At 68.7% G+C, this 17,182-nt stretch carries 17 protein-coding genes; 6 read left to right on the top strand and 11 right to left on the bottom strand.

Annotation, left to right across the window (positions count from 1 at the left end; genetic code table 11):
- Nucleotides 1-8 precede the first annotated feature (8 nt).
- A complete protein-coding gene (locus tag ACZ4S3_RS25485) occupies nt 9-425 on the bottom strand; it encodes a RidA family protein (protein WP_467937922.1) in 417 nt (138 codons plus the stop codon).
- Nucleotides 426-546: 121 nt separating this feature from the next.
- Between ACZ4S3_RS25485 and ACZ4S3_RS25480 the strand changes: the two genes are divergently transcribed.
- From ACZ4S3_RS25480 to ACZ4S3_RS25460, 5 genes are all read left to right on the top strand, one after another.
- Nucleotides 547-954, top strand: coding sequence for a MarR family winged helix-turn-helix transcriptional regulator (locus ACZ4S3_RS25480; protein WP_467937920.1), 408 nt, complete (start codon nt 547-549; stop codon nt 952-954).
- 1 nt (nt 955) lies between these two features.
- Nucleotides 956-2,110 carry an LOG family protein gene (locus ACZ4S3_RS25475; protein WP_467937918.1) on the top strand — a complete coding sequence of 385 codons (1,155 nt, stop codon included), beginning with the start codon at nt 956-958 and terminating at the stop codon, nt 2,108-2,110.
- A 172-nt stretch (nt 2,111-2,282) separates the two neighbouring features.
- Nucleotides 2,283-3,320 carry a DMT family protein gene (locus ACZ4S3_RS25470; protein ID WP_467937917.1) on the top strand — a complete coding sequence of 346 codons (1,038 nt, stop codon included), beginning with the start codon at nt 2,283-2,285 and terminating at the stop codon, nt 3,318-3,320.
- 255 nt (nt 3,321-3,575) lie between these two features.
- Nucleotides 3,576-4,730: a sensor histidine kinase gene (locus ACZ4S3_RS25465; RefSeq protein ID WP_467937915.1), complete on the top strand. Its 1,155-nt coding sequence runs from the start codon at nt 3,576-3,578 to the stop codon at nt 4,728-4,730.
- The gene (locus ACZ4S3_RS25460) at nt 4,724-5,410 is read left to right on the top strand and encodes a response regulator (RefSeq protein WP_467937913.1); all 687 of its coding nucleotides are present in this window, start codon (nt 4,724-4,726) and stop codon (nt 5,408-5,410) included. Before ACZ4S3_RS25465 ends, ACZ4S3_RS25460 begins: the two co-directional genes overlap by 7 nt.
- Before the next feature lie 54 nt (nt 5,411-5,464).
- Here ACZ4S3_RS25460 and ACZ4S3_RS25455 read toward each other — a convergent pair whose 3' ends face one another.
- From ACZ4S3_RS25455 to ACZ4S3_RS25410, 10 genes are all read right to left on the bottom strand, one after another.
- The gene (locus ACZ4S3_RS25455) at nt 5,465-6,535 is read right to left on the bottom strand and encodes an ABC transporter ATP-binding protein (protein ID WP_467937911.1); all 1,071 of its coding nucleotides are present in this window, start codon (nt 6,533-6,535) and stop codon (nt 5,465-5,467) included.
- Entirely contained in the window at nt 6,536-8,164 is a 1,629-nt protein-coding gene (locus tag ACZ4S3_RS25450; protein WP_467937909.1) for an ABC transporter permease, read from the bottom strand.
- 38 nt (nt 8,165-8,202) lie between these two features.
- On the bottom strand, nt 8,203-9,279 hold the full coding sequence (locus ACZ4S3_RS25445; RefSeq protein ID WP_467937907.1) for a thiamine ABC transporter substrate-binding protein: 1,077 nt from the start codon (nt 9,277-9,279) through the stop codon (nt 8,203-8,205).
- A 258-nt stretch (nt 9,280-9,537) separates the two neighbouring features.
- Entirely contained in the window at nt 9,538-10,644 is a 1,107-nt protein-coding gene (gene rlmN / locus ACZ4S3_RS25440) for a dual-specificity RNA methyltransferase RlmN (RefSeq protein WP_467937905.1), read from the bottom strand.
- Between the two features lie 186 nt (nt 10,645-10,830).
- Entirely contained in the window at nt 10,831-11,979 is a 1,149-nt protein-coding gene (locus ACZ4S3_RS25435) for a phosphatidate cytidylyltransferase (protein WP_467937903.1), read from the bottom strand.
- Nucleotides 11,979-12,536 carry a ribosome recycling factor gene (gene frr / locus ACZ4S3_RS25430; protein WP_362709436.1) on the bottom strand — a complete coding sequence of 186 codons (558 nt, stop codon included), beginning with the start codon at nt 12,534-12,536 and terminating at the stop codon, nt 11,979-11,981. The genes ACZ4S3_RS25435 and frr overlap by 1 nt, the downstream gene beginning before the upstream one ends.
- A gap of 175 nt (nt 12,537-12,711) precedes the next feature.
- The gene (gene pyrH / locus ACZ4S3_RS25425) at nt 12,712-13,482 is read right to left on the bottom strand and encodes a UMP kinase (RefSeq protein WP_467937901.1); all 771 of its coding nucleotides are present in this window, start codon (nt 13,480-13,482) and stop codon (nt 12,712-12,714) included.
- Nucleotides 13,483-13,643: 161 nt separating this feature from the next.
- The gene (gene tsf / locus ACZ4S3_RS25420) at nt 13,644-14,480 is read right to left on the bottom strand and encodes a translation elongation factor Ts (RefSeq protein WP_467937899.1); all 837 of its coding nucleotides are present in this window, start codon (nt 14,478-14,480) and stop codon (nt 13,644-13,646) included.
- A 108-nt stretch (nt 14,481-14,588) separates the two neighbouring features.
- A complete protein-coding gene (rpsB, locus tag ACZ4S3_RS25415) occupies nt 14,589-15,503 on the bottom strand; it encodes a 30S ribosomal protein S2 (RefSeq protein ID WP_467937897.1) in 915 nt (304 codons plus the stop codon).
- Nucleotides 15,504-15,830: 327 nt separating this feature from the next.
- Nucleotides 15,831-16,346 carry a hypothetical protein gene (locus ACZ4S3_RS25410; RefSeq protein WP_467937895.1) on the bottom strand — a complete coding sequence of 172 codons (516 nt, stop codon included), beginning with the start codon at nt 16,344-16,346 and terminating at the stop codon, nt 15,831-15,833.
- Here ACZ4S3_RS25410 and ACZ4S3_RS25405 point away from each other — a divergent pair.
- Complete coding sequence (locus tag ACZ4S3_RS25405; RefSeq protein ID WP_467937893.1) at nt 16,327-16,995, top strand: murein hydrolase activator EnvC family protein; 669 nt, start codon at nt 16,327-16,329, stop codon at nt 16,993-16,995. The two genes, ACZ4S3_RS25410 and ACZ4S3_RS25405, sit on opposite strands and share 20 nt — an antisense overlap.
- Nucleotides 16,996-17,182: the final 187 nt, after the last annotated feature.

The raw sequence follows: 17,182 nt of genomic DNA, 5'->3' as shown, positions 1-17,182 counted from the left end.
GCCGCCTCTCAGCGGGCCAGGGCGGTGGCTTCCACCTCTATTCGCCAGTCCGGCTGGGCCAGTGACGACACTTCCAGCAGCGTGTCGGCCGGATAGGGCTCGGACAGGAACTCGCCCCGCAAGGTGATGACGTGCTCAAGATCGGCAGCCATATCCGTGACAAAAATGCCTACCTTCACCACATCGGCGAATGACGCACCCGCTTCGGCAAGGACCCTTGCGACGTTCGCGAACGCCTGCCGCCCCTGAGTGAGGAAGTCGTCCGAGACGGTCCGCCCGTTGTCATCGATTCCCGCTTGCCCCGAGACGTGAATCAGGCCGCCCGCCTTGATCGCCTGCGAGATCCTGTACGGCTCGTACCAGTCCGGCGTGGTGGCGATCCGCTGGATCTCCCGCGCTCCGTGAACCCCTGCAACGCCGCTCATCAACACAACTCCCCCAAACTTCCATGTGCGCACATCACTTGCATGCACATACATAAGTTTCAGGCGCATGTACGCTGATGTCAAGAGCCCAGCGGGAAAAGGCGGAAGAAAGCAGAAGACGATGGACGCGGAGCACTGGGACCGGTTCGGCGCACTGCACACGCGCGTGGAACAGGAGCTGGCCAAGGCACTCCAGCAGCACCACAGCATCGGACTTTCCGAGTACCGCGCGCTGGCCCGGCTCGCCGAGGCGGAAGACGGCGAGCTGCGCATGCAGGAGCTCGCCGACCTCATCGGCCTCAACCAGAGCTCCGTGAGCCGGCTGGCCTCCCGCCTCGAGTCCTCCGGCCTGACCCGCCGCGACCTGTGCCCGAAAGACCGGCGCGGCGTCTACAGCGTGATCACCGACGAGGGTCGGGACGTACAGAGCAAGGCACGCCCGACGTACGACGACGCCTTGCGCGCCGCACTCGACGCGGCGGCCGAAGACGGGCACCTCGGGCCGATGGTGGAAGTACTGCGGACCTAACATGGCGGGCGTGCAGCCGAATTCAGAGCCCCCAGCATCCCGCCGCGCCCTCGTCAGCGACTATGAGATCGAGTCCCTCGCGGAGTTCGACCGGGTCGTCTCATCGGGCAGCCTCGCCGGACATCGCATCCAGTCGGTCGATCTGACGGACCGTACGTTCGCGCTGCTCAGCACCGATACCACCGAGTCCGTTTTCCTCGGCTGCGTCATGGAGCCGGACGCCGCCGCCAAAGTGCGGGCCGGCGGCGCCCTGGTCTTCCCGCCCATACCCAACCTGCCGTTCGATCCGTACCGCGGCAGCCTGTACGGACCGGACGAGCTCTACACGGGGCTGGCCGACGCCGGATACGAAGCGACCCCCGACGCCCGCACGTACCACTGGTACCAACAGACCAGGACGGACGGCGATGTCTTCGCCTCGATGCTGCGCAGCATCCACGATGACGCCGTCTCCGACGCTCTGGACGAACATCTCGCCGGTGCGCGGGTGGTCGGCATCATGGGCGGACACGCGATGGAGCGCGGGTCCGCTGCCTATGCGGGCGCGGCCCGGCTCGGCCGCCGGCTCGCCCGCGACGGCCTGACCGTCGCAACAGGTGGTGGTCCCGGCGCGATGGAGGCCGGAAACCTCGGGGCGTACGCCGCGCCCTTCGAGGACACCATGCTCGACTCGGCGCTGGAACTCCTGGCCAAGGCGCCGCACTTCACCCCCTCCCTCACGGACTGGGCGCGGGCCGCTTTCGACGTGCGCCGGAACTGGCCCGGCGGCAATTCCTCCGTCGGCATCCCCACCTGGTTCTACGGGCACGAGCCTCCGAACGCCTTCGCCTCCCATATCGCGAAGTACTTCGTCAACGCGGTGCGCGAGGACGGCTTGCTTGCGCGCTCCAACGCGGGCGTGGTGTATCTTCCGGGCGCCGCCGGGACGGTGCAGGAGATCTTCGACAACGCGACCCCGAACTACTACGGGTCGCGGGGTGAGCCAACCCCGATGGTGCTGGTGAACCGCGAGCACTGGACCGAGAAGCTGCCCACCTGGCCGCTGCTCCAGGCGCTCGCGGCGGACCGTGCCATGGCGGCGCGGATCGCGCTGGTCGATTCGGTGGACGAGGTCCCCGACGCACTGGCCCGCCTTACGGCCGAGCCGGCTTACTGACCGGACCGGCTCCACCCCGGCGAGCCGGACCGGTCCAGTGCACTGTCACCGTAATCCGCCGACCGATCCCGAGATCTGGTTGACCAACGGAGGCAACTGCCGACCCGAAATGCGCGTCTGCCAAGCCAGGCAATGAACAGGTAATGCAGGCAGTGCGCGAACGGAGCTCTTGGTGATCATCGGCCTTCTGACGGCCGTAGCGGCGTCGGCTTGCTACGGCACGGGTTCGGTCCTGCAGGCGGTGGGCTCGCGCAAGTCCGCCCGCCGGGAGGCTGCTGCCGCATCCACCACCGGTGTCACCCAGCACGGCGGCCCCAGCCTGTCCTCCACCGCCAAAGCCGCCGTGACCTGGGAATTCATGGTCGGCACGGTGCTGGACTTCATAGGGTTCGGACTCGGCGCACTGGCCGCCCGGCTGTTGCCGCTGTTCCTCTCCCAGACGGTGATCAGCGCCAACCTCGTGATCACGGCCGTGCTGAGCATCAAGCTCCTCGGTATCCGGCTCACCCGCCCGGAGTGGGCCTCCATCGCCGTGGTCTGTTCGGCACTGGTACTGCTCGCCACGGCGGCCGGGCCTGAAGGCGGCGGCGACACACCGATCGCCGGCCACTGGTGGCTGCTGGCCGTGTCCGTCGCGATCGTCGGCGGCGGCACCCTGATCGTGCGCCTGCTGGGCGGGCGGGCCGCGATCCTCGCCGGGCTGCTCTCCGGCCTGGGCTTCGGTGCGCTCGGCGTCGGCGTACGAGTGCTGAACGGTGTCGATCCCTTCCATCTCACGTCGCTCCTCAGTGACCCTGCGCTGTACGCGATTCTCGTCGCGGGCATCGGCGGGATGTATCTGCACACCGTTGCCCTGCAGATCGGCTCGGTGAACGGCGCCACGGCGGCCCTGGTGGTGGGCGAGACCGTGGTACCGGGCATCCTCGGCGTGCTGTGGCTGGGGGACTCCTCCCGGCCGGGTTTCGCGTGGGTCGCGGTCCTGGGGTTTGTGGTGGCTGTGGCCGGGGCCGTCGCGGTCGCCTGGTTCGGGGAGCCGGACCCGGAGACCGTACCGACGACGGCAAGCGATACGCACTCACCGGACGGAGCTTTGAGCGACGACAGCTCCGCAGCGGGCGGCGGCTTGCCTCAGCCCACGGTTCCCGAAGGCATGGTCGCGCCCGGCGAACAGCCCGCTCCTTCCTTGGCCGGCGAGCACGCCGGCTCCTGAGCAACGATCCGAGCCGATCGGCTTCCGCACGCGGGACTGCGCCCTCACCCTTCTCCTCAACTTGCTCTGGTGCAAGGCTTGTTGATTGCTCATGACGCCCCTCTCCATGCGTTGATCACGAGGCTATGAGCGGCGGCATCGCACGGCGTCAACCGAGGAACCGAACCTCGGTGTCAACCCGTGGCATGACACCCGTCCGATGGATCAACCCGTGCGGCGACGCGGCGGCTGCCGCGAAACCGAAAAATGAACGGCATGAGCAAATCACTCCAGCAGCGGCTGCGCGCGTGGGGCGCGTCACCCTCATATCCCTGGGTTTCCGGCGGGGCGCTGACCGCGTTCGCGGCGGTGGAGCCGGCGGTCGCGCCGCGGCATTCACTGGTGATCGCGCTCGCAGTGCTGGTGTCCGCGGCAGCACTGCTGTGGCGCCGCTCGTATCCGGCCACCGCCTCCCTTTCGGCCACGGCGGCGCTGGTGAGTTTCGCAGCCGGGACGGACCTTTGTATTGCGGCGGCCGTGAGCGGGCTCATCGGCTGCTACACCCTCGGACGCCGCAGAGTGCTGCATCCCGCTGCGCTCGTCGTCGCCGGGTCCTTCCTCTCCCTCGTCGTGAATCTGCGGCACCTCGCGACGGGGGACAGGCACCTCTCCTCACCGGACCGGCTCGCCGAGTGGTTCGTACTGACCCTGGCAATCGCGGCGGCGGTGTCGACGGGAGATGCCGTTCGGGCCCGCGAGGAGGCTCGGTGCGAGCAGGCGGATGCCCAGGCGCGTCTGATCGCGATGGAGCAACGGCAGGCCGCGGAAACCGAGCGGACGGCGATCGCACGGGAGTTGCATGACGTCGTGTCGCACTCCGTTTTGGTGATTGCGGTGCAGGCGGAGAGCGCCACATACACCACACAGGAACTCTCACCTCAGGCCCGCGAGAGCTTTCAACAGCTCGCCGCCTCCGCCCGCTCGTCGATGGCGGAGCTGCGCCGACTGCGGGAGGTACTGCGGACCGGCCCTGATGACAAAGCCGGGACCGCTCCCCAGCCGACCCTTGACACGCTGGACGATCTCATAACGCAGCACCGCTCGGTGGGCGGGGAGGTCGAACTACGTGTCAGCGGTAACCGCGTGGCGCTGCCGACCTCCTGGGAGCTGTCCGCATACCGCATCGTGCAGGAGGGGCTGACCAACGCACGTCGGCACGCCCCAGGCGCTCATACGGTGGTGGAGATCGGCTACCGGCCCGACCGGCTGGCGGTGCGGATCACAGACGACGGACCGGGCCCGATGGGCACGATCCACTCCGGCCATGGCCTGGCCGGAATGCAGGAGCGGGCGGCGCTGCTCGGCGGCAAGCTCAGCGCCGGCCCCGGGCCCGACGGCGGCTTTCTCTTAGAAGCGGAAATCCCATGGTGATCAAAGCAATTGTCGCCGACGACCAGGCGGTCGTCCGCACCGCATTCGTCAACCTCCTGGGCACCCAGGACGACATCGAGGTGGTGGGTGAGGCGGAGGACGGCGTCCAGGCGGTCCGCGTCGCTGCGGAGCGGCGCCCCGACCTGGCATTACTCGATATCCGTATGCCGCACAAGAACGGCATCGAAGCAGCCCGTGAGATCACCAGAGCGTCCAACGGTGCAACCAAGGCACTGATGCTGACGACGTTCGGCCTGGATGAGTACGTATATGACGCGCTGTCCGCCGGGGCCAGCGGGTTTCTCCTCAAGGACGCGACCTTTCCCGAACTCCTGCATGCGGTACGGGTCGTGGCCGAGGGCAATGCCCTGCTCGCACCGGAGCTGACCAAGCGGCTGATCGCGGCCTTCGTCAAGGAACGGTCGGCGCCGGTGCCGGTCCGTACGGTCGAGGAGCTGACAGGCCGCGAGGTGGAGGTGCTCGTCCAGATCGCTCAGGGCTTGTCCAACGCGGAGATCGCCGCACGTCTGACGATCACCGACCACACCGTCAAGACACATATCAACCGGCTCTTCACGAAGATGGGCCTCCGCGACCGCGCCCAGGCAGTGATCCTCGCCTACGAGCTCGGCCTGGTCGTCCCACAAGGAAAACGACCCGAACCCCTTTCCCGCCCATAGGAGCGACCCACACTTCAGGAGCATCACATGGCACGGCAGCGAAGCCTCACCTGGTTACCCCGTCGCAGCGTCCAGGACCACGACGTCCTGCGCGGCGAAGACAATGCCCACACGTTCTCCGGTTTCCGGCGCGTCCTGCAGCGCGCACGCCGCCTCCACCTGCGGCCCCAAGGCCGGCTGAAGCAGCAGCGCTACATGGGTTCCGCGGAACGTCCGGGACGCGACCGTGCAGGGCAAACCCTCCTGGGCAGATGTCAGGCGCACTCCGGCGGGCCGTACGAGCAGGCGGCACGCCCCGTCCGTAGTGCCGCCCGGGACCGGCACCTTGCCCCACGGGGTGACGGCGACCGCACCCTGCACCGTCGCCTCGACCACATTGTCGAAACCGAGGAAACGCGCGACGAATTCGGTGGCGGGCCGCTGCCAGACCTCCAGCGGGGTGCCGGTCTGCGCGATCCGTCCGTCCTGCATCACCACGACCCGGTCGGCCAGTGCGAACGCCTCACCCTGGTCGTGCGTGACGGCGAGCACGGTCGTACCCAACTCCCGGAACAGCCGACGGAGTTCGACAACAAGGCGTTCACGCAGCCCGCGGTCGAGCTGGCCGAGCGGCTCGTCCAGCATCAGCAGCCGGGGCTGCGGGGCGAGCGCGCGGGCCAGAGCGACCCGCTGCTGCTCGCCACCGGACAGCGAGGCGACAGCGCGCCGCTGCGCGCCCGGCAACCCGACGAGGTCCAGCAGCTCGGTGACGGTACGTTCCTGGTCGGCACGGGAAATGCGCCGCATCCGCAGCCCGAAGGCGACATTCCCCGCGACGTCGCGCTGCGGGAAGAGCTGGTGATCCTGGAACATCAGTCCGACGCCCCGCCGGTGCGTCGGCACCCCCGCCTGGTTCCGGCCCTCCAGCAACACCTCTCCGGCATGGGTCTGTTGAAGACCGGCCACGACCCGGAGCAGCGTGGATTTGCCGCTTCCGCTCGGCCCCAGCACACACACGATTTCGTGCGCGGTGACGTCCAGATCCACCGCGTCGAGCGCGGGACGCCCGCCAGACTTGCCGAAGCGGACGGTCACCCCGCCCAGCCGCAACAGCTGTCGCGCCGTGGCCTTGGCGTCTGCCGTCATCTAGAACTCCCCGGACTGGTCGGTGCGGATGCGCTCCAGGGCCAACAGGGCGCCGGCACACACCACCATCAAGATGGTCGACAGGGCCATCGCCTGCCCGTAGTTGAGCTCCCCGGCGCGCCCCAGCAGCCGTGCCACGGCCACCGGCAGGGTGGGGTGGTCCGGCCGCGCGATGAAGACTGTCGCACCGAATTCGCCGAGCGATACGGCGAAGGCGAAGCCCGCCGCGATCAGCAGCGCCCGCCGCACCATCGGCAGATCCACCTCGCGCCACACCCGCCACGGAGAGGCACCGAGCACGGCGGCTGCCTCCCGCAGCCGTCCGTCCACCGCCCGCAGGACGGGCAGCATCGTCCGGACCACGAACGGCACCCCCACCAGGGCCTGGGCGAGGGGCACCAGCCACCACGAGGAGCGCAGGTCCAGTGGTGGTTTGTCGAGGGTGATCAGAAAGCCGAAGCCGACGGTCACCGCGGACACCCCGAGCGGCAGCATCAAGAGGGCGTCGAAGCCACGAACGAGCCGGCCGCCCCGGCGCGTCAGGGCGGCTGCCGCCAGCCCGCCCACCGTCAGCGCGATCACCGTCGCGGCGGCTCCGTAGGCGAGGGAGTTCCCCAGGGCATCGAGGGGTGCGACGGCGAAGGTGCTGTCGGCTGTCGCGGCGGAGCTCAGCGATTCGTAGAAGACCCCTCCGTAACCGTCCGGGCCGGCGAAGGACCGCTCCACGAGCACCAGAAGAGGTACGACGAGCAGGACGGCGATGACGGCCAGCGTCCCCCACAACAGCGCCCACTGGCCGCAGCCGTGCGGCCGCCGAGCGGTCGTCGATGCGTCCACGAGCCGCAGGGTGGATTCGCGTCGGCGCACGGTCCAGGCGTGCAGCACCAACAACCCCAGCACCGCCACGAATTGGAGCAGCGTGAGGACGGCGGCCGTCGGCAGATCAAGGAAGTCCGCGGTCTGCCGGTAGATCTCGACCTCCAGAGTCGAGAAGGTGGGCCCGCCCAGAATCTGCACGATCCCGAAGGAGGTGAACGTGAACAGGAAGACCATCAGCGCGGCGGCGGCGACGGCCGGACCGAGCGCGGGCAGCGTCACTTTCCGCCAGGCGGCGAATCGTCCGGCTCCCAGCATCCGCGCCGCCTCTTCCTGACGCGGATCGAGCTGGCCCCAGAGGCCGCCGACGGTGCGTACGACCACCGCGTAGTTGAAGAAGACATGTGCCAGCAGAATCGCCCACACCGACGTGTCCAGGCGGACGCCCCACAGGTCGTCAAGCAGCCCGCCACGTCCCACCAGCGCCAGGAAGGCCGAGCCGACGACGACGGTCGGCAGCACGAACGGCACCATCACGACCGCCCGCAGCAGCTGTTTGCCGGGAAAGTCGAAACGCGCGAAGACGTACGCCCCCGGCAGGGCGATCAGCAGCGTCAGCGCGGTCGAGGCCGCCGCCTGCCAGACCGTGAACCACAGCACATGCAGGACATCGGGATCGCCCAGCACCGCACCGATCCGGCCGAGCTGCCACTGCGCGCCGTCCTTCAGCCCCCGTCCGACGATCGCGACGACCGGATAGGCGAAGAAGAGCGCGAAGAAGGCGAGCGGCAGGGCCATCAGGCCGAGCCGCACCGCCGTCCCCCGCGAGGGCCTCCTGCGCAGCGCGCGGGTTACTTCAGAACGAGCGACGACCACTGCTTGATCCACTGTTCGCGGTTCTTGGTGATCGTCTCCGGGGGCACCGTCGCCGGCTTGTCGATCGTCGCGCCGTACTTGGTGAACAGTGCCGGCTCCTTGGCGTCCTTGCGAGCCGGGTTGACAAACATCTGCAGCGGCATGTCCTCCTGGAACTTCTTGCTCAACAGGAAGTCCAGCAGCGCCTTGCCACCCTTCTCGTTCTTCGCGCCCTTGAGCAGACCGCCGAATTCGATCTGACGGAAGCAGGTGCCGGTCGCCACACCGGTCGGTGCCTGCCGGGGCTCCGGCTTCTTGCCCAGGACCTCGGCGGGCGGGCTGGAGGCGTAGGAGACCACCAGCGGCTTGTCGCCCTTGGCCTTGCCGGCCGCGGAGCCCGAGAACCGCTCGTCGTACGCCTGCTCCCAGCCGTCGACGACCTCGACGCCGTTGGCCTTGAGCTTCTTCCAGTAGCCCTGCCAGCCGGCCGCACCGTACTTCGCGATGGTGCCGAGCTGGAAAGCGAGTCCCGGAGAGGAGGTCGCGGAATTCTCCGTGACGAGCAGCCCCTTGTACTCAGGCTTGATCAGATCGTCGAAGGTCTTCGGCGGCGCGATCTTGTGCTTGGCGAAGTACGCGCGGTCGTAGTTGACGCAGATGTCGCCGTAGTCGAGGGGTGTGACGCGGTGCTCGCCCTTGTCGAGCTGCAGGTCGGCGGGCACGGCGTCAAGCCCCTTGGCCTTGTACGGGGTGAAGAGGCCTTCCTTCAGGCCCCGCGAGAGGAGGGTGTTGTCGATGCCGAAGAAGACATCGCCCTGCGGATTGCCCTTGGACAGGATCGCCTGGTTGACGGCCTTTCCTGCATCCCCGCCCGGAAGCACCTTGACCTTGTAGCCGGTCTCCTTCTCGAAGGCGGCCAGCACCGACTTGGACGCGGCGAAGGAGTCATGGCTGACGAGCGTGACGGTCTTGGCGTCCGCGCTCCCGCCGCCCGTGCTGCCGCACGCGGAGAGTGCGGTCATGCCGACCGCGGCGGCGAGCGCTGTCGCGGCGATCCTGCTGGTGGTGCTCACTGATTTCCTCCTGGCTGGCCAGGAAGAGACGCGGCCCCGCCCGGTGTCCGCGGCTCTGGACGTCAGGCGACGTACGGCGCGCGGCCCCGGGCAGGGCGCAACAGCATGAGTGACGACCGAACTTCCTACCCGGAATGACCCGGGCGAGGTTCAAGGGTCTGCGGGCACCGTAGGTCTACGACGCTTCCGCACTCTCAGCGCTGTGGCGCTCCCCTGTCGGAATGTGCATTTGTTCGATCACACGGTACCAGCGAGCGGTCAGCGTTCCGAAGCCGCGAGCTGTCCGCACGCGCCGTCGATCTCCTGGCCACGAGTGTCCCGGACGGTCACCGGCACGCCGTGCGCCTCGATGGCCTGTACGAACGCCAGCTCGTCCTCGGGCCGCGAGGCGGTCCACTTCGACCCGGGTGTCGGATTCAACGGAATGAGGTTCACATGGACCCGCTTGCCCTTCAGCAACCGTCCCAGCAGGTCACCGCGCCAGGCCTGGTCGTTGATGTCGCGGATCAGGGCGTACTCGATGGAGATACGCCGGCCGGACTTCTCGGCGTACTCCCACGCCGCGTCCAGCACCTCGCGCACCTTCCAGCGGGTGTTGACGGGAACCAGCGTGTCGCGCAGCTCGTCGTCCGGCGCATGCAGCGACACCGCGAGCCGGCATTTGAAGCCCTCGTCCGCGAACCGCAGCATCGCCGGCACGAGACCGACCGTGGAGACGGTGATGCCGCGCTGGGACAGCCCCAGGCCGTCGGGCTCGGGGTCGGTCAGCCGCCGGATGGCGCCGACCACCCGCTTGTAGTTGGCGAGCGGCTCGCCCATCCCCATGAAAACGATGTTGGACAGCCGCGCCGGGCCACCGGGAACCTCGCCGTCACGCAGCGCCCGCATCCCATCGACGATCTGGTGCACGATCTCGGCGGTGGAGAGGTTACGGTCCAGGCCGGCCTGGCCGGTGGCGCAGAACGGGCAGTTCATACCGCAGCCGGCCTGCGAGGAGATGCACATGGTGACCCGGTCCGGGTAGCGCATCAGCACGGACTCCACGAGCGTGCCGTCGTGCAGCTTCCACAGGGTCTTGCGGGTGGTGTCGTCGTCACACGAGATGTGCCGTACGACGTTCATCAGGTCCGGCAGCAGCTCCGTCGCCAGCTTTTCGCGCGCCGCAGCCGGGATGTCGGTCCACTGCGCCGGATCGTGCGCGTAACGGGCGAAATAGTGCTGCGAAAGCTGCTTGGCGCGAAACGGCTTCTCGCCGATTGCGGCCACCGCTTCGCGGCGCTCGACAGGACTGAGATCGGCAAGGTGTCGCGGGGGCTTCTTGGCTCCGCGCGGCGCGACGAAAGTGAGTTCTCCGGGTGCAGGCATGGTTCCTCCAGTGTCGCAGACGCGCGAAGAGGGGCCCGCCACGTACTGCGGCAGGCCCCTCTGATCCCCGAAACCCCCGCGTACGCAGGGATGACGCGAGGAAACCAGGCGAGGATCACACAACCGGAGCCCGTACCGCCCTGCGCGCGGCGGGCGCGCGGAGCGGCCGGGTCGGCGGACAGCGGTTCAGCCGGAGCCGACGAAGACCACGAACAGCAGCCAGACGACCGGCGCGGTCGGCAGCAGGGAATCGAGGCGGTCCATGATGCCACCGTGGCCGGGCAGCAGGGTGCCCATGTCCTTGATGCCGAGATCTCGTTTGATCATGGATTCGCCCAGGTCACCGAGGGTGGCGCTGACCGCGACCGCGAGGCCGAGCAGCAGGCCCTGCCACCAGACGCCGCCCTTGATCAGGAACTGCATGCACAGGGCGCCGGCGACCATCGCAAAGAGCAGCGCACCGAGGAGGCCCTCGCGGGTCTTACCGGGGCTGATGCGCGGCGCGAGTTTGTGCTTGCCGAAGCGCCAGCCGACCGCGTACGCCCCGGTGTCGCTGACGACCGTCAGCAGCAGGAAGGTCAGCACCCGCTGCGGCCCGTCGTCCTCAGCGGCGAGCATCAGGGCCACGAAGGTCGCGAGGAACGGCACGTAGAACGCCGCGAAGATACCCGCGGTGACGTCCCGCAGATAGTTCTCGGGCGCCTCGGTCATCCGCCAGACCAGGACGGCCAGCGCGGTGAGCGCCATCGCCACCCACGCGCCTTCGGCGCCCCGTACATACCCGGCGACCACCATGGCCGTGCCGCCGACCGCGAGCGGCACCAGGGGGACCCGGATGTCCTTGCGCTCCGACAGCCGCGAGGTCAGTTCCCACATGCCCACCACGACGGCGACCGCGATGACGCCGACGAAGACCGGCTTGTAGACGAAGAGCGACGCGATGATGATCACGCCGAGACCGACGCCGACCCCTATCGCGGCACGCAGATTGCGCCCGGCGCTCTTCTTCTTCGGCTTCTCTGGGCCGCGCGAGCTCTCGGGCTCGGGGGAACCGGGGAAAGCAGTGGGCATGGGCTCCTGCGGCTCTTCGTCACGGAACAGGGGGCCGCTCACTCGAGCAGCCCCCCGGTCGTCCCGGTCGTCCCGGTGGTCGTCCTGGTGTCCGCCCGGCTCGGGCACGATGGGCATGGGCCGAGTCTGCGCCGCGTCGCCCCCGTCGTGCACGGGACCCGCCGGGGCGGGGGGCGCCGCCCCGCGCAGCACGGGGGCCGTTCCCTGGTCGGGTGGCCCCCAGTGAGCGGCGCCGCGCGGGGTCCCCCAGGATGACTCGTTCATCAGACCTCGAGGAGCTCGGATTCCTTGTGCTTGAGCAGCTCGTCCACCTGCGCGACGTACTTCGCGGTGGTGTCGTCGAGCTCCTTCTCGGCGCGGCGCACCTCGTCCTCGCCGGACTCCTTGTCCTTGACGAGCTTGTCGAGGGTTTCCTTGGCCTTGCGGCGCACGCTGCGGATCGAGATCTTCGCGTCCTCGCCCTTGGCCTTGGCGACCTTGATGTACTCCTTGCGGCGCTCCTCGGTCAGCTCCGGGAACGTCACACGGATGATGTTTCCGTCGTTGCTCGGATTGACGCCGAGGTCGGAGTCACGGATGGCCTGCTCGATGTTGCGCAGCGCGCTCTTGTCGAACGGGGTCACCACGGCCATCCGCGGTTCAGGCACCGAGAACGACGCCAGCTGGTTGATCGGCGTCATGGCGCCGTAATAGTCCGCCACGATCTTGTTGAACATCGCCGGGTGCGCACGCCCGGTGCGGATCGCGGCGAAGTCCTCCTTGGCGACCACGACGGCCTTCTCCATCTTCTCCTCGGCCTCGAGGAGGATCTCTTCGATCACCACTTGCTCCTGGTCTTATCGGTAAGAAGCAGAGCCTCGCCCCTGCCGCGCGTCTTCTCCTGCACGGTGTCCGACCGGCAGGCTGTTGTCCATCCCCGTACCGAGGTCTTCCCACGGCCGGGAGTTGCCGCCCCCGCAGGCCGAAGCCCGTACGGAGTCTCGGCAGTTGGGGCCGTCAGGCCCGGGTGCCCTGATCGCTGACGAGCGTGCCGATCTTCTCACCCTTCACCGCACGCGCGATATTGCCCTCGGCGAGCAGTTCGAAGACGAGGATCGGGAGCTTGTTGTCGCGGCACAGGGTGATGGCGGTGGCATCGGCGACCTTCAGCTCGCGCGTGATGACCTCGCCGTATTCGAGGGCATCGAACTTGACCGCGTCGGGGTTCTTCTTGGGGTCGGAGTCATAGACGCCGTCCACCCCGTTCTTACCCATCAGCATGGCCTCGGCGTCGATCTCCAGGGCCCGCTGGGCGGCGGTGGTGTCGGTGGAGAAGTACGGCATGCCCATGCCGGCGCCGAAGATGACGACCCGGCCCTTCTCCAAGTGGCGCACCGCGCGCAGCGGAATGTACGGCTCCGCGACCTGGCCCATGGTGATGGCGGTCTGGACGCGGGAGTCGATGCCCTCCTTCTCCAGGAAGTCCTGGAGGGCCAGGCAGTTCATGACCGTGCCGAGCATGCCCATGTAGTCGGAGCGGGCCCGGTCCATGCCGCGCTGCTGGAGTTCGGCGCCGCGGAAGAAGTTGCCACCGCCGATCACGATGGCGATCTCATAGCCGTCGCGCACCACGGCGGCGATCTCGCGGGCCATGGCGTGCACCACATCGGGGTCGACGCCCAGTCCGCCGCCACCGGCGAACGCCTCGCCTGACAGCTTCAGCAAAAACCGTTGCCTGCCGCCGTGGTCGGCCTTGTCTGTGTCCGCGCCGTCGGCACCGTGATTCATTGAGCTCTCCTCGTGCACATACGAAGAAGGCCATTGCCGTGGGTCTGGTCCAGATCCCTGTGCGGCAATGGCCTCCTCGTCACATCTGCGGCCGGCCGTTGAGCGGCCGACTGCGTACGACCCTAGCGGGGTCGCAGGTCATTCGCTGCCTTGCGGCAGGCTCAGATGCCGACCTTGATGCGCGAGAAGCGCTTCAGGGTGACACCGGCTTCCTGGAGGACCTTCTCGACGGACTTCTTGTTGTCGAGCGCGTACGGCTGGCCGAGCAGCGTCGCGTCCTTGAAGAAGCCGTTGAGGCGACCCTCGACGATCTTCGGCAGGGCAGCCTCGGGCTTGCCCTCCGCGCGCGTGGTCTCCTCGGCGACGCGGCGCTCGGCCTCGACGACCTCGGCCGGGACGTCGTCCTTGGCGAGGTACTTCGGGGCGAAGGCGGCGATGTGCTGCGCGACGCCCTTGGCGACCTCGGCGTTCTCCTTGTCGAGCTCGACAAGGACACCGATCTGCGGAGGCAGGTCAGGCATGGTGCGGTGCATGTACGCCGACACATAGCCGCCGGAGAACTGCGCGAAGCGGTCCAGGACGATCTTCTCGCCCAGGGTGGCGTTGGCCTCGTCGACGAACGCCTGGACGGTCTTGCCGGCCTCGATCTCGGAGGCGAGCAGGGCCTCGAGGTCGGCCGGAGAGGTCTTCGCGACGTGCGCGGCGATCTCGTTGGCGACGGCCTGGAACTTCTCGCCCTTGGCGACGAAGTCCGTCTCGCACTTCAGCTCGACAATGACACCGGAGGTGTTGTCGTCCGCGATCAGGGAGACCACGGCGCCGTTCTCGGCGGAGCGGCCCTCGCGCTTGGCGACGCCCTTCTGGCCCTTGATACGCAGCGCCTCGACGGCCTTGTCGACGTTGCCCTCGGCCTCGTCCAGGGCCTTCTTGCAGTCCATCATGCCGGCGCCGGTGAGCTCGCGGAGCTTCTTGACGTCCGCGGCGGTGTAGTTCGCCATGGTCTGTGAATCTCTTCTCGAAATCTCGAAGTCGAAAGATCTACGGGTGGACGGCGGGGGCGGCGCCTGTGGCACCCGCCCCCGCCGTCATCAACCGGATGCTGCGGGTCAGGCCTGCTCGGCGTCCGCGGCCGGCTTCTCGGCCTCGACGGCCGGAGCCTCGGCAACCGGGGCCTCGGCGGCCGGGGCCTCGGCAACCGGAGCCTCGGCGGGCTTCTCGGCGGCGTCCTCGGAGTCCGTCTTCTTCTCGCCCTCGAGCAGGTCACGCTCCCACTCGGCCAGCGGCTCGGCGGCAGCCTTGTCGCCGGGCTTCTGGTCGCCGGTGGCGGCGCCGGAGCGGGCGATGAGGCCCTCGGCGACGGCGTCGGCGATCACGCGGGTGAGCAGGGTGACGGAGCGGATCGCGTCGTCGTTGCCCGGGATCTTGTAGTCGACCTCGTCCGGGTCGCAGTTGGTGTCGAGGATCGCGACGACCGGGATGTTGAGCTTGCGCGCCTCACCGACGGCGATGTGCTCCTTCTTGGTGTCCACGATCCAGACGGCGCTGGGCACCTTCTGCATCTCGCGGATACCGCCAAGGGTCTTCTCCAGCTTGGCCTTCTCGCGGGAGAGAACCAGGAGCTCCTTCTTGGTGAGGCCGGACGCGGCCACATCCTCGAAGTCGATCTGCTCGAGCTCCTTCAGGCGCTGCAGGCGCTTGTAGACGGTCGAGAAGTTGGTCAGCATGCCGCCGAGCCAGCGCTGGTTCACGTAGGGCATGCCCACGCGGGTCGCCTGCTCGGCAATGGCCTCCTGGGCCTGCTTCTTCGTGCCGACGAACATGACCGAGCCGCCGTGGGCGACGGTCTCCTTGACGAACTCGTAGGCGCGGTCGATGTACGACAGCGACTGGAGCAGGTCGATGATGTAGATGCCGTTGCGCTCGGTGAAGATGAAACGCTTCATCTTCGGGTTCCAGCGGCGGGTCTGGTGCCCGAAGTGGACGCCGCTCTCCAGCAGCTCCCGCATCGTGACGACGGCCATGGCCGTACTCCTTGTTGCTCTCGGTTCCACTGCGGCCGGTCGGCCGCGGTGCCTGACGCCCCGACGCGCCTGCCTGAGAAGGAACCTTGCGGAACCTTCCGAGGACCGAGGAGCGCGGCCATCGTGCTGCCCGAAAGGGACTGCTGCACTGATGGCGGGGCGTGCGAAGTCGACCCGGTGACCCGGATCGCCACAAGAAGTGTACGGGACGGCCGATGTACTGGGCGACACGCACCTTTTCGTGCCCCTCGCGAGTGACACCGTTGTCCACAACCGGCGGGTTACCCACAGATTCAGACCAAGATCCCCAAGCCTCGACGGACTGCGTCACGGTCGGGACATGAAACGAAATTCCAGCTCGGCTGCGAGCTTCCGGGGAATGCGCGGCCTGCGGCCGTCGGGCATGCGGCGGCTGAAGAAGGCGCCCGAGAGCCGTGGGCGGGGCTGCTTCTTTCCGGTGCGCCTGGTGACCGGGTTCCTTGCCGTCACGACGGCTGCGGCCATTTCCGTGACGACGCTGATGGCGGCATACGGAGTGCTGAGCACGGCGCCGGAAAGGGCGACAGCTGCACCAACGGCGCTTGTGGCGGCGGATTCCGCGGGTGGCGGTACGGCTCGGATGGAGAGCGGGGCGCGGGGATCAGGCCGAGCTCGGGCACCAACTTCGGCTCCGGCACCAACTTCGGCTCCGGCTCCGGCTCCGGCTCCGGCTTCGGCTTCGGCTTCGGCTTCGGCTTCGGCTTCGGCTTCGGCTTCGGCTTCGGCTTCGGCTTCGGCTTCGGCTTCGGCTTCGGCTTCGGCTTCGGCGGATCGTGCGTGGCCGGTGGAGGGGGCGGCGGGCATACGGCCTGCGGTGTTACGTGGCTGGGATCCGCCGCCCACGCCTTGGGCAGCGGGGCACCGCGGTGTGGACCTGGCAGCCTCGGCCGGTACGACGGTGCGCGCGGCGGCGCCCGGCCGGGTGGCGTTCACCGGAACCGTCGCCGGCCGCGGAGTCCTCACCATCGAACTGTCCCGCTCGGGCCATCCGCCTTTACGCACCACCTACGAACCGGTCCGAGCCACGATCCGAAAAGGAGAGCACGTCCTGGCGGGCCAGCCCGTCGCCGTACTGCAACAGGGCCCGTTCCACTGCCGCGCACCCTGCCTCCACTGGGGCCTGCGCCGCGGAAAGACCTACCTGGACCCGCTCACGCTCCTGCCTCCAGCCATGCTCCGCGGCGGCCCGTCGCGCCTGCTCCCGGTGATCGGCATCCCCGTACCACCGGACCGTACGGGCCCCGAGCGGGCGGGCCGCCCCACCGCTCACGAGACGGCCGGCGCGCCTACGGGAACCGCACTCGCGGGGGCGGTCGTACTCGCCGCCGCCACGCTCTGGGCCCTCGGCCGCCTCTCGCCGGCCTGGTCGGCGAGCCGAGGCGAGGGCCGCCGGGAGCGCCGATCTCGCGGGTGGGCACGGGGCTGCCGAAGGCGGGTGAGCTCAGGCAGATGAGGTGAAGAGAGCACGCGGACCGTAGGTGCAGACGCGCGGGGTCACGCACCGCGGCCTCGGTGGCAGCCTGCGCACAGAGCACGGCTGCGGGCTGCGGGCTGCGGGCTGCGGGCTGCGGGCTGCGGGCTGCGGGCTGCGGGCTGCGGGCTGCGGGCTGCGGGCTGCGGGCTGCGGGCTGCGGGCTGCG

This window comes from Streptomyces sp. NPDC028368 (assembly GCF_055565615.1).
Note: the sequence above shows the minus strand (reverse complement) of the source record. Positions and strands in the feature narration are given on the sequence as shown.